Below are 12,970 nucleotides of genomic sequence, written 5' to 3'. Positions count from 1 at the left end.
GCGCCTTGGGGGTGCTCTGCTTGCCAGCGGGTCAGGCGGGCGAAACGGGGGGGCTTGGCGGGGGTGTCGGGGGCGGCCCCAGGGGCGGCCTTCTCACCGGTGCCGCCGTCAGGGGCCGGTGTGGGTGCGGTCCTGGTATCGGCGCTCCCAATGCTGGTACCGGTACTGGTATCGGCACTCGCGTCGGCGGCACTGGCGTCGGCGCTCCCAGTACTGGCATCGGCACCGGCATCGGCGGTACTGGCATCGGTACCGGTACCGATACGGGTTCCAGTACCAGTACCAGCACCCACCCCGCCCTCCGACTCCGTCCCATGAGCCGTCACCCCCGGAGTCCCGGTATCCGCACCGGCCCCCCGCTCACCACTCTTCCCGTGCTCGGCAAGAGTCCCGGTACCCACCGCCCCGTCTCCGGGGTCACCCCCCGGCGCGTCGGATGACGTTTGCGTGTTCTTCTGCTGAGGCAACCCGGAGGTCCTTCCGCGCGAGGCCGGTGACGACGGAGGCGGCGGGCCACGCTGGGGAGGCTGGGCAGAACCGTTGGAGGCCGGTCCGCCTGGCCCGCCGTCCTTCCGTACGGTCCGCCGCGGGCCGGTGTTCACGGCCTACGGCAAATACCGGGCAAACGCCCGGTCAAGGCCGGTCTCAGGCGCCCCCGACCGCGGTGAGCAGGGCGAGCGGTGCGGCAGCCGAACGGGACTCCCGCACACACGCGTGCGGGTACGGTACCGGCTCGGGGTGGGTGTCACGGCCGTAACCCGCCAGCACTTCGGGAAGCCGGTGCCCGGCGCTGGCCGCCGCGTCCACCAGACCACGGGCCACCGCACGGGCCTCGTCGTGCAGCCCGTAGCGGGCGAGGCCGAGGGTGATGAGCGCGTTGTCGTGCGGCCAGACCGAGCCCCGGTGGTAGGAGAGCGGGTGGTAGGCCGCCTGGCCGGCGGCGAGCGTACGGACGCCCCAGCCGGAGAAGAAGTCCGGCTCCAGCAGCCGGCGCCCGACGGCCTCCCCGTACTCCTTGTCCAGCAGCCCCGACCACAGCAGGTGCCCGGCGTCCGAGGCGAGCGCGTCTATGCGGTTGCCGTCGCCGTCCAACGCAAGTGCGGGGAAGCCTTGTTCGGGCAGCCAGAAGTCTCGCTGGAAGCGGTCGCGCAGGTCGGCGGCCGCCTGCTCCAGGAGCGCCGCGTACGTCCCGTCGTCCCACACCGTCCGCGCCAGCCATGCCGTACGGCGCAGCGCGTCGTACGCGTACCCCTGCGCGCCCGCCGCCATCACCGCGCCGCTCGGCCGGGTGCCGTCGGCGCGGCAGATCGCGCCGGGGGAGTCCTTCCAGTTCTGGTTGGCGAGGCCGCCCTCGTCGGCGCGGTACACGAGGTAGCCGCGCGCGGTCAGCCCGCCGTGGTCCAGCATCCAGCCGACCGCCGCGCGGGCGTGCCGCTCCAGGCGCCGGGCCAGGGCCGCGTCCCCGGTGCGCTCGGTATGGGCGCCGAGCAGGACCAGGAAGAGCGGGGTGGCGTCGACCGAGCCGTAGTAACGCCCGTACGGCACCTGCCCGAAGTGGGCCAGTTCGCCGTGCCGGACCTCGTGCACGATCTTGCCGGGCTGGGCGACCGGGGAGGCGCTGCCGGCGGTGGCCTGGGTGGCGGCCAGCGCAGGGAGCGTGGCGGCGGCCAGCTGCGGGCGGTACGGCAGGGCGAACAGCGAGGTGAGCAGGGCGTCCCGGCCGAGCAGCGTGAGGAACCAGGGCGCGCCCCCGGCCGGCACCCGCAGCCCCTCCCCGTCCGGTCCGTGCGCCGGCACCTGGAGCGCGGCCAGGTCGGACAGCCCGCGCACACAGGCGGCCGCCAACTCCGGCCAGGCGGTGGGGAAGGCGACGCCCTCCATGAACTCCTCTTCCACCGAACGGAGTTCACCGCTCACGGTGGCCGGGGAGCGGGGTACGCGAACCGCGTGCCGGTCGCCGTGCGGGCGGGCCACCACCCGCAGCAGCAGCTCCGCCTCGCCGTGCGGGGCGAGTTCGAGCGTCCACACCAGCCTCCGGGCACCGGTGCCGGTCTCCTCCACCGCCTCCGGAGCAGGGTCGGCGGTGATGGTCGTACAGGACCGCCACTCACCACGCCGGTAACCGAACTCGATCCCGTCGTCCAGGATTTGGCGGCTGCGTACGGCACCGGACTTGACGTAGGTGCGATGGTCGGAGCGCAGCTCGAACTGGTCGGTGAAGTCGGCGTCGACGGTGAGCGCGAGCCGTACCGTGGTGGCCGTCGGGAGGTTGCCGGTGACGCGCACCGACTCCACGAACGAGCTGTCACCCACGGCCTGTTCACGCCACAGCGTGTACGCGGGCGGGTCCTGACGCCCACCGCGCGGCACCAGTACGCACCGTGCCGTGTCGCCCTCCCCGACCGGCTTCAGCACCTCCGGCACCGCGCCGTCGACGGTGAGCTGCCAGCGGCTCAAGTGCCGTGCGTCGCGCACGAAAAGCCCCTCCACCTGGCCGCCGCCGCGTACCCCGCTGATGTCGCCCCGGTCGCCCACTGTCGCGAACGTGGCTCCCCGTACGAGTAGTTGAGTCATCTCCGGTCCCCTCCCTCTTCCCCTGTCTCCACAGCCCCGTCCACGTCGTGCAGCAGGTCCAGCGTCAGCGCGGCCGTCCAGCCGAACCCCGGCGCCCCGCACGCCTCGCCGGTGCCGGGGTCGACGTACTCCGCGAACCCGGAGTCCCCGGCCGTACGCAGGAAGGCGGTGCGCAGGTCCTCGGCCGTCGCCTTCTCGCCGTGCGCGCGCAGCCCGCGTTCCACCAGCCAGGCGGTGTTGAACCAGGCTGGGCCGCGCCAGTACCGGTTCGGCTCGAAGGCCGGTCCGCGCAGGTCGTAGCTGGGTACGAGCCCGGTACGCGCCGCGAAGTGCGGTCCGCGCAGGGTGCTCAGCAGGGCACCGGAGACCTCACGGGGGAGGCCGGGCAGCAGCAGCGGGACCAGGCCCGACACGCTCCGCTCCCGGATCGGGCCGCCGCGCAGGTCCCGGCAGAGGAACATCCCGGACGCGTCGTCCCACAGCCGCTCCACCAGGGCCGCCGTCAGCCGCTCGGCGCGGGCGTGCCGGCCGGCGCCCGGGGCGCCCAACTCGGTTGCGACACGGGCGAGTGCGTGCTCGGAGGCGATGAGCAGGGCGTTGAAGGACGGGTCCTCCACGGCGAACTCCCCACCGCCGTCGGCCCTCGCGAACTCCCCGCCGTCGTCCGCGTATCCACGGTCCCGGTAGTCGGCCGCGAGGCGCACGTACCGCCCGTAGTCCAGATCGGTCGGCCGGTCCGTGGGGGCGCCGTGGGCGAGGTCGGCGCGGCGGAACGAGTGGGCCGGAGCCGGTGTGACGCGGGCCAACGGGCCGTCCCAGCAAGGGCTGTTGTCCATACCCTGCTCCCACGGGTGCACCACCGACACCAGCCCGCCCCCGCCCAAGTCCCGGCGGCGCAGCAGATAACGGTGCCACGCGGCCAGCCGGGGGTACACCCGCGCCAGGAAGCCGCGCGCCCACGACAGGCCCGGGTCGGCCCGGTGCACCAGCCAGGCGGCCAGCGCGTGCACGGGTGGCTGCACGATGCCGGACGTCTGTACGGTGCGTGGGGCGCCCGCGGCCCGCCCGGCGGAGGAGGAGCGCCAGAAGTCGGGGCTGGGGAAGTAGGCGTCGAGCGGCACGGAGGGGGAGAAGACGATGTGCGGCACCCGCCCGTCCCCCCACTGCGCCGCGAGCAGCGTCTCCAGCTCCCGCTGTGCCCGCAGCGGCGACAGATGCCGCAGCCCGATGGCGATGAACGCGGAGTCCCAGGACCACTGGTGCGGGTACAGGTTCCGGGAGGGGACGGTCGAGGTACCCGTCCAGTTGGCGGCCAGCACGCGGGCGGCTCTGACGTGCAGTGACGCGGCCGACGGCGCGGCGGAGGGCGGATCGTATGCGATCCCGCGCTCGGTGACACGGGCCGTGAGCTGGGCAGTGCGATCCACTCGGGGCTCCCCGAAGACGTCCGGCTGACCTGGTTCGGTTGTGTCTATCGCAGGGTTACGTCTATTTAACACGCAAAACTCAATATGTAATGCAAACTTGAGGAACACAAGGGGGTGGCATGACCGGAAAGCCCGGCAGGACGGCCAGGGGCGGTGCTCAGACGAGCGCGGGCGACCTGCTCGACCTGGTGCGCAGCGGACGGGCCGTCACGCGCGGCGCGCTCCAGCAGATGACCGGGCTCTCCCGTGCCACGGTCGGCCAGCGGCTGGACCGGCTGTTCCGCGCGGGCTGGCTGCGCGAGGGCGCGGGCGGCCCGGTGGACTCCCCACTCGGCGGCCGTCCCGCCATCACCCTGGAGTTCGACGGCTCGCACGCCGTGGTCCTCGCCGCCGACCTCGACACCCGGCACGCCCGCGCCGCCCTGCTCACCCTGACCGGCGAGATCCTCGCCGAGCGCTCCGGTGCGCTCGTGGTCGAGGACGGCCCCGAGGTGGTCCTGGACGGACTCGCCCGCTGGTTCGCCGAGCTGCTCACCGAGACCGGGCACAGCCCGGCGGCGGTCTGCGGCACCGGCCTCGGCGTGCCGGGTCCGGTGGACAGTGAGACCGGGCGGGTGATCCAGCCGCCGATGATGTCCGGCTGGGACGGCTACGACATAAGGGGACGCCTCTCCCGCGCCTTCGCCGAGCACACGAGTGCTGGTACCGGTATCGATACCGGTACCAGCCCGGTCCCGGTATTCGTGGACAACGACGCCAACCTGATGGCATACGGGGAGCAGCGCACCGGGTACCAGGATTGCCGGGCGTTTGTACTGGTCAAGGTCAGTACCGGTATCGGCGCCGGAGTCGTGGTGGACGGCGCGCTCTATCGGGGTGTGGACGGCGGCGCAGGCGACCTCGGGCACATCCGCGTCGGCACCGACGCACTGTGCCGCTGCGGCTCGTACGGCTGCCTCGCGGCCGTCGCCAGCGGCGGCGCGGTGGCCCGGCGGCTGACGGAGGCGGGCGTGCCGGCCGCCTCCGGCTCGGATGTACGGGACCTGCTGGCCGCCGGGCACCCGGAGGCGGCGGCCCTGGCGCGAGAGGCCGGACGCCGGGTCGGGGACGTACTGGCGACCGTCGTCACCCTGCTCAACCCCGGTGTGCTGATGATCGCGGGCGATCTCGCCGGGACGCCCTTCCTGACCGGGGTGCGCGAACTGCTCTACCAGCGGGCGCTGCCCCGCTCCACCGCCCACCTCGACGTCCTCACCGCGCGGCTGGGGGAGCGGGCGGGGCTGATCGGCGCGGGCGCGCTGGTCGTGGAGCAGTTGTACGCCCCCGAGCGGGTGGAGGAGCGGCTCGCCGCGCTCGGTGTGTGACGCCCCGGTTTCCGGCCCGGAACGGCGTCCGCATGGTGAAATCCGGTGCCGTGTGGCAGCGTGATTCTCGCCACCCTTGATAAGGGTCGCGCTCAGATGAGCGGATCTTGAGCGGCTGCACTTCTCCAAGGGGTGGCACTCGGTGCCACCTCGTCGGCGTTCAATGATCGAAATCAAGCGTGCCGATCGGCGCTCACATGAGCAGGATGCGGCGTCGCCGTACGTCCGTCCGTTCAAGAAGTGAACACTCGCGTGGCCCTGGCCTTGCCATGCCTTTGCCTCAGATCCTGTGGCAGACGGCTGGTTACAGGCTTATGACGCACGACTGGACGTACCAAGGCGCCTTCGATCTGGGTATGTTCCTCGCCGTCAGGGCAGCCACCGTGGCCTCAAGGAGTCGAGACCCGTGTCGGAAAACAAAGAGCCTCACGTAGCGAAGTTCGTCTACGACTTCACCGAGGGCAACAAGGACCTCAAGGACCTGCTCGGTGGCAAGGGCGCCAACCTCGCCGAGATGACCAACCTCGGGCTGCCGGTCCCTCCCGGCTTCACCATCACCACCGAGGCGTGCAAGGTCTACCTCGACAGCGGCGAGGAGCCCCCGGCACTGCGTGACGAGGTGAGTGCGCACCTCGACGCGCTGGAGCAGCGGATGGGCAAGAAGCTCGGCCAGGCCGACGACCCGCTGCTGGTCTCCGTCCGCTCCGGCGCCAAGTTCTCGATGCCCGGCATGATGGACACCGTCCTGAACATCGGCCTGTCCGACAAGTCGGTGAAGGGCCTGGCCAAGCAGGCCGGCGATGAGCGCTTCGCGTGGGACTCCTACCGGCGCCTGATCCAGATGTTCGGCAAGACCGTCCTCGGCGTCGACGGCGAGCTGTTCGAGGAGGCGCTGGAGAGGGCCAAGGAGGCCAAGGGCGTCCAGGTCGACACCGAGCTGGACGCGGCCGACCTGAAGAAGCTGGTCACCGCCTTCAAGAAGACGGTCAAGACCGAGGCCGGCCGGGACTTCCCGCAGGACCCGCGCGAGCAGATGGACCTCGCCATCCACGCGGTCTTCGACTCCTGGAACACCGACCGCGCCAAGCTCTACCGCCGCCAGGAGCGCATCCCGGGCGACCTGGGCACCGCGGTCAACGTCTGTTCCATGGTCTTCGGCAACCTCGGTCCTGATTCGGGTACCGGCGTCGCCTTCACCCGGGACCCCGCCTCCGGACACCAGGGTGTCTACGGCGACTACCTCCAGAACGCGCAGGGCGAGGACGTCGTCGCGGGCATCCGCAACACCGTGCCGCTCGCGGAGCTGGAGAACATCGACAAGGCGTCCTATGACCAGCTCATGCAGATCATGGAAACGCTGGAGAACCACTACCTGGATCTCTGCGACATCGAGTTCACCATCGAGCGCGGCAAGCTGTGGATGCTCCAGACCCGCGTCGGCAAGCGCACCGCGGGCGCGGCGTTCCGTATCGCCACCCAGCTCGTGGATCAGGGCCTGATCGACGAGACCGAGGCCCTCCAGCGGGTCAACGGCGCGCAGCTGGCACAGCTCATGTTCCCCCGCTTCGACGAGGACGCGCGGGCCGAGCAGGTCGGGCGGGGCATCGCCGCCTCGCCGGGCGCGGCGGTCGGCAAGGCGGTCTTCGACTCGTACACCGCGGTCAAGTGGTCCCGGTCCGGCGAGAAGGTCATCCTGGTACGCCGGGAGACCAATCCCGACGACCTGGACGGCATGATCGCCGCCGAGGGCATCCTCACCTCGCGCGGCGGCAAGACCTCCCACGCGGCCGTGGTCGCGCGCGGCATGGGCAAGACCTGTGTCTGCGGCGCCGAGGAGCTGGAGGTCGACACCAAGCGGCGCCGGATGATCGTGCCGGGCGGACATGTGGTGGAGGAGGGCGACGTCATCTCCATCGACGGCTCCTCCGGCAAGGTGTACCTCGGTGAGGTCCCGGTCGTCCCGTCTCCGGTCGTGGAGTACTTCGAGGGCCGGATGCACCCGGGCGCCGACGACGCCGACGAACTGGTCGAGGCCGTGCACCGGATGATGGCCTTCGCCGACCGCAAGCGCCGGCTGCGGGTACGGGCCAACGCCGACAACGCCGAAGACGCGATGCGGGCGCGGCGGTTCGGGGCGCAGGGCATCGGGCTGTGCCGTACGGAGCACATGTTCCTCGGGGACCGGCGTGAGCTGGTCGAGCGGCTGATCCTGGCCGACACGGAGGCGGAGCGCGAGGAGTCGCTGAAGCAGCTGCTCCCGTTGCAGAAGCGGGACTTCGTCGAGCTGTTCGAGGCGATGGACGGGCTGCCGGTGACGGTACGGCTGCTCGACCCGCCGCTGCACGAGTTCCTGCCCGACATCACCGAGCTGTCGGTACGGGTGGCCCTCGCCGAGTCCCGGCAGGAGCCGCACGAGAACGAACTCCGCCTGCTCCAGGCGGTCCACCGCCTCCACGAGCAGAACCCGATGCTGGGCCTGCGCGGTGTGCGTCTCGGCCTCGTCATCCCGGGCCTGTTCACCATGCAGGTCCGCGCGATCGCGGAGGCGGCCGCCGAGCGCAAGGCCGCCAAGGGCGACCCGCGCGCCGAGATCATGATCCCGCTGGTCGGTACGGTCCAGGAGCTGGAGATCGTCCGCGACGAGGCCGACCAGGTCATCGCGGAGGTCGAGGCGGCTACGGGTACGCGGCTGAAGCTGGCGATCGGCACCATGATCGAGCTGCCGCGCGCCGCGCTGACCGCCGGTCAGATCGCCGAGGCCGCGGAGTTCTTCTCCTTCGGCACGAACGACCTGACCCAGACGGTGTGGGGCTTCAGCCGGGACGACGTGGAGGCGAGCTTCTTCACGGCGTACCTGGAGAAGGGCATCTTCGGCGTCAGCCCGTTCGAGACGATCGACAAGGACGGGGTGGGCTCGCTGGTCAAGTCGGCCGCCGCGGCAGGCCGTTCGACCCGCCCCGACCTCAAGCTCGGCGTCTGCGGCGAGCACGGCGGCGACCCCGAGTCCGTCCACTTCTTCCACGAGGTCGGCCTCGACTACGTCTCCTGCTCCCCGTTCCGCATCCCGGTAGCCCGCCTGGAAGCCGGCCGCGCGGCCACCCAGTCCACCGGCAGCGACCACCGCTGACCCTTCCCGGCCCCGGAGCCCTTCGTCGGTCCCCGACCCTCACCACCGATCGCCGACGGGCCCCGGCACCAAAAGAGAGGCGGCACCCTGTGCGGGGGTGCCGCCTCTTTGGGCGCCATGTCGCTGCCGGGGCAGGTTCAGGGTTCTCGCTCAGGAGCCCGAAGGTCGTCCCGCTTCCGTCTGATCAGCACGGCCGCCCACTGGCCGGCGGTCGTGCTGACGCCCACGGTTGCCATCAAGGTCATGGTGTCGCCCCACGTGTGGCCGGACACCGCGTGCCAGACGACACTGGCCAGTCCCACCACAGCGACAAGCCGGTCAGCACCACCGACAGTTGTATCCAGCGTGGACGCCTACGCAGCCCAAAGTCCTGAGCCCCGCCGCTCGGTCATACCCGGGCAACTACCCCGCCGGAGACTTGGGGTGTCCGGTCCGGGGTCACTCCTCGGCGAACAGGTCCTCCGCATACGTGGCCCGTACGGCCCGCTGGGCCCAGAGCTCGAGTTGGGCGGGGTCGTCGGAACCGATCACCCGCTCGGCGACGTGCTCGGGGACCGGGATCCCCCGCCACTCCAGCACGCGCAGCACCATCTCCGCCTTGGCCTGGGCCCGGCCCTGCTCGCGGCCCTCCTCCAAGCCCTGCTCCCGCCCCTCCTCCCGTACCTGCTCCGCAAGCGGGTGGCGCCAGAAGTACTGGATCGCGGTCATCAGGTCCCTCCACATCTGCTTCGCCTGGGGATCGGCCAGGCACGAGTCGACGAACTGCACGAAGACCGCCGCGCTGTCCGGGTCGATGGTCTTCAGGGCGGTGGCGAGTGATTCCAGTATGGGCGCGGCCCGGGGTCCGCGTCCGTGTGTCATGGCGGAAAGGACCGCGAGCGGTACGTCCCGTTCGGCCTGTCGCTCGTCCGTGATCACGGGGACGTTGTCCGGGCCCAGCACCAGGGGCCGGACGGTCAGCGAGTGCCAGCCGGGAAAGCCGAGGCGGATGGGCTGGGCGGCCCAGCGCGCGGTCGCGCTGTTCTGGGTGATGACGATGAGCACGGGCTCACACCGGTACTTCTCATACAGGTACGAGAGGTAGTGCGGCCAGCTGCCCCGCTTGCGGTCGTCCACCTTGCCCTGGGACTCGACCACGAGGAGAAACGTGCCCTCGTCCGTCTCCGCGCGCAGCAGCGTGTCCACCCGGCGCTCCACCGGCTCGATCTCGGTGAGATCGACGTTCAGCGCGGCGATCTCGCGCGGTTCGGGGAAGGGCACGTGCAGCACGCGCTGCAACGCGCGGGTCAGCAGAGCGGGGTCCTTCTGGAAGATGCGGTGCAGTGCCTCGTGCGACGAGCCGACCATCAGCTCTCCTTTCGTACGACAGGCACAACGAGTCACCGCACGGAAGGTCCCCCCGGGAGGTGACACACCGTCGCAACACCCTCTTCGCACTCGTCCCGCATCGTTGATCGCCGGGCCGGGCATCGATGACGGAAGCGAGGAGGTGCTCAGATGGCGGTCAGTCGCAGGGGACTGTTGGGTGCGGGGGCGGGCGTCGGGTTGCTGGCCGCCTGCGGGGGCAACACCGGGCGTGGGGACGGCAAGGGCGGTACCAGGCTGGCGCAGTGGTACCACCAGTACGGGGAGGCCGGTACCGAGCAGGCCGTCAAGCGGTATGCCGCCGGGTACGACAAGGCCGACGTCAGCGTGCAGTGGCGGCCCGGGGACTACGACCGGCAGACCGCCGCCGCGCTGCTCACCGACTCCGGGCCGGACGTGTTCGAGGGCAGCCCCACGCTCGACCAGATCCAGGGCGGCCAGGTCGTCGACCTCACCGACCTGCTGGACGAGGTGAAGGACGACTTCAACCCGGCCGTGCTCACGCCCAAGACGTACGACGGCAAGATCTGGGGCATCCCGCAGGTCATCGACATGCAGCTGCTCTACTACCGCAAGAGCCTGCTGAAGGCCGCCGGTGTCGAGCCGCCCACCACCCTGGACGCCCTCGTCGACGCCGCCAAGCGGCTCACCGACTCCAAGGTCAAGGGACTCTTCCTCGGCAACGACGGCGGCGCCGGCGTTCTCGCCGGAACACCCCTCAACGCGGCCGGACTTCAGCTCGTCACCGACGACGGCAAGGTCGGCTTCGACGACCCCGCGGCCGCCCGCACCCTCGGCAAACTCCACCACCTGTACACCGACAAGTCCCTCCTCCTCGGTGCCCCCACCGACTGGTCGGACCCCGCGGCCTTCCTCCAGGGGCTCACCGCCATGCAGTGGTCGGGCCTGTGGGCGCTGCCTCAGATCAGCAAGGAACTCGGCGACGACTTCGGGGTGTTGCCCTTCCCGAAGGACGGCCCGCACGGAGCCCCGGCCGTACCCGTCGGCGCGTACGGCTCGGCCGTCAGCGCCCGCAGCCGGCACCGGGAGGCCGCCAAGGAGTACGTGAAGTGGCTGTGGGTCGAACGCACCGACCACCAGGAGGACTTCGCCCTCTCCTACGGCTTCCACATACCGGCCCGCGTCTCCCTCGCCCGCAAGGCGGCCAAGCTGCGGTCCGGACCCGCCGCCGACGCCGTCCGCCTCACCACCGAACACGGCCACGCCCAGCCCCTGTTGTGGACCCCGGCGAGCCAGACGGCCTACCAGGACGCCCTGGTCCGGATCATCAAGGGCGGCGCCAACCCCGAGAGTGAAGTACGGGCCGTCGTACGGAAGGTGGGCGCCGAACTCGACCGGGTGAAGAAGAAGCGGTGAAGCACCGGTCAGCACTGTGGTTCTGGGTCTTCGTCGGCCCCTTCGCCGCCGGACTCGCCCTGTTCACCTACGTCCCGCTGCTGTGGAGCGTCGGCCTGAGCTTCTTCGACGCCCAGAACACCGTCACACCCACGCACTTCGTCGGCCTGGACAACTACACCGCGATGCTGCGGGACGACGCCTTCCGGGACAGTCTGAAGACCTTCCTGGTCTTCACCGCGTTCATCGTGCCCACCACCTACGTGGTCTCCCTGACCCTCGCCCTGATGGTCAACCGGGTCCGCTGGGCACGGGCCTTCTTCCGGTCGGTGTTCTTCCTGCCGGCCGCGTGCAGTTATGTCGTCGCGGCCCTGGTCTGGAAGATGTCGATCTTCAGCGGGGTCCGGTTCGGGCTCGCCAACACCGTCCTCGGCTGGTTCGGCACCGACTCCGTGGCCTGGCTCGCCACCCCCGACCCACCCTGGTACTGGCTGGTCCTCATCACGGTACGGCTCTGGCTCCAGGCCGGCTTCTACATGATCCTCTTCCTCGCCGGGCTCCAGCGCATCGACCCGGCGCTGTACGAGGCCGCCGCCGTCGACGGCGCCCGGCCGGGCTGGACCGTGCTGCGCCACATCACCCTGCCCCAGCTGCGCGCCACCTCCGTCGCGGTGGTGCTGCTGCTCGTCGTCAACGCCTTCCAGGCGTTCGACGAGTTCTACAACCTGCTCTCCGACGCCCGCGGCTACCCGCCCTACGCCCGGCCCCCGCTCGTCTACCTCTACTACACCGCCCTCGGCCAGGGGCAGAACCTGGGACTGGGCAGCGCCGGTGCCGTGATCCTCGCGCTGGTCATCGCCGTGGTGACCGTCGCCCAGGCCCGCTGGCTGAAGCTCGGGAGGACCGACGCCGATGGATGACGCCCTCGTGAGGGCCGGACGCGCCCTGCGGCTCGCGGTGCTGATCGCGCTGGCGCTGCTCTTCCTGATCCCGTTCTACCTGCTGCTCCGCAACGGTCTCTCCAGCGAGCGGGAGATCACCTCGCCCGAGTGGACCTTCTTCCCGCACGAGCTGCGCTGGGACAACGTCCACGAGCTGTTCGCGGACACCTCCGTCCCCTTCGCCCGCTCCCTGCTGAACTCCGCGCTGATCGCCGTCGCCACCACCCTCGGCACGCTCCTGCTCGCCTCCCTCGCGGGCTACGGCCTCGCCCGCATCCCCTACCGGTACGCGGACAAGGTCTTCTACGGCATCCTCGGCACCCTGCTGATCCCCGCCGCCGTCACCTTCGTGCCCAGCTTCGTGCTGGTGTCGTCCCTGGGCTGGATCTCCACCCTGCGCGGTCTGATCGTGCCGACCCTGTTCTCGGCGTTCGCCTGCTTCGTCTTCCGGCAGTACTTCCTCGGGTTCCCGAAGGAGCTGGAGGACGCGGCGCAGGTCGACGGGCTCGGATACTGGCGTACGTACTGGCTGATCGTGGTACCCAACGCCCGGCCGGTGTTCGCCGCCGTCGGCACCATCGTGTTCCTCGGCGCCTGGAACTCGTTCCTGTGGCCCCTGGTCATCGGCCAGGACCAGAGCGCCTGGACGGTCCAGGTGGCCCTGTCGTCCTTCACCACCGCCCAGGTGATCCGGCTGCACGAGCTGTTCGTCGCGGCGGCCGTGTCGATCCTGCCGCTGCTCGTGGTCTTCCTGGTCTTCCAGCGGTGGATCGTGACGGGGGTGGAGCGCTCCGGCATCGACTGACCCGAGGCGTG

General features: G+C 70.8%; 8 protein-coding genes. 5 read left to right on the top strand and 3 right to left on the bottom strand.

The window, feature by feature from the left end; all coding sequences use genetic code 11:
* Window positions 1-645 precede the first annotated feature (645 nt).
* Both D0Z67_RS08855 and D0Z67_RS08850 read right to left on the bottom strand, forming a co-directional pair.
* Window positions 646-2,574 carry an amylo-alpha-1,6-glucosidase gene (locus D0Z67_RS08855; RefSeq protein WP_031179653.1) on the bottom strand — a complete coding sequence of 643 codons (1,929 nt, stop codon included), beginning with the start codon at window positions 2,572-2,574 and terminating at the stop codon, window positions 646-648.
* Window positions 2,571-4,001: an MGH1-like glycoside hydrolase domain-containing protein gene (locus D0Z67_RS08850; protein ID WP_031179654.1), complete on the bottom strand. Its 1,431-nt coding sequence runs from the start codon at window positions 3,999-4,001 to the stop codon at window positions 2,571-2,573. The genes D0Z67_RS08855 and D0Z67_RS08850 overlap by 4 nt, the downstream gene beginning before the upstream one ends.
* 119 nt (window positions 4,002-4,120) lie before the next feature.
* On the opposite strand from D0Z67_RS08850, the gene D0Z67_RS08845 reads away from it, so the two are divergent.
* Complete coding sequence (locus tag D0Z67_RS08845; protein ID WP_031179655.1) at window positions 4,121-5,365, top strand: ROK family protein; 1,245 nt, start codon at window positions 4,121-4,123, stop codon at window positions 5,363-5,365.
* 406 nt (window positions 5,366-5,771) lie between these two features.
* Window positions 5,772-8,492, top strand: coding sequence for a pyruvate, phosphate dikinase (gene ppdK, locus D0Z67_RS08840; protein WP_031179656.1), 2,721 nt, complete (start codon window positions 5,772-5,774; stop codon window positions 8,490-8,492).
* Between the two features lie 438 nt (window positions 8,493-8,930).
* Here the strand turns inward: ppdK and D0Z67_RS08835 are convergent, their stop codons facing one another.
* Window positions 8,931-9,839, bottom strand: coding sequence for an RpnC/YadD family protein (locus D0Z67_RS08835; RefSeq protein WP_031179657.1), 909 nt, complete (start codon window positions 9,837-9,839; stop codon window positions 8,931-8,933).
* A 150-nt stretch (window positions 9,840-9,989) separates the two neighbouring features.
* Here D0Z67_RS08835 and D0Z67_RS08830 point away from each other — a divergent pair, with 150 nt between their 5' ends.
* The 3 genes from D0Z67_RS08830 to D0Z67_RS08820 are packed head-to-tail and all read left to right on the top strand — an operon-like array spanning window position 9,990 to window position 12,959.
* Window positions 9,990-11,234 (top strand): ABC transporter substrate-binding protein, encoded by a 1,245-nt coding sequence (locus tag D0Z67_RS08830; protein ID WP_031179658.1) that lies wholly within the window; start codon window positions 9,990-9,992, stop codon window positions 11,232-11,234.
* Window positions 11,231-12,133, top strand: coding sequence for a carbohydrate ABC transporter permease (locus D0Z67_RS08825; RefSeq protein WP_031179659.1), 903 nt, complete (start codon window positions 11,231-11,233; stop codon window positions 12,131-12,133). Before D0Z67_RS08830 ends, D0Z67_RS08825 begins: the two co-directional genes overlap by 4 nt.
* Window positions 12,126-12,959: a carbohydrate ABC transporter permease gene (locus tag D0Z67_RS08820; protein WP_031179660.1), complete on the top strand. Its 834-nt coding sequence runs from the start codon at window positions 12,126-12,128 to the stop codon at window positions 12,957-12,959. The genes D0Z67_RS08825 and D0Z67_RS08820 overlap by 8 nt, the downstream gene beginning before the upstream one ends.
* Window positions 12,960-12,970 lie beyond the last annotated feature (11 nt).

Origin of the sequence: Streptomyces seoulensis (assembly GCF_004328625.1) — a bacterium.
Taxonomy (GTDB): domain Bacteria; phylum Actinomycetota; class Actinomycetes; order Streptomycetales; family Streptomycetaceae; genus Streptomyces; species Streptomyces seoulensis.
The sequence above is the reverse complement of the archived record's forward strand: the minus strand, read 5'-3'. Positions and strand labels throughout refer to the sequence as shown.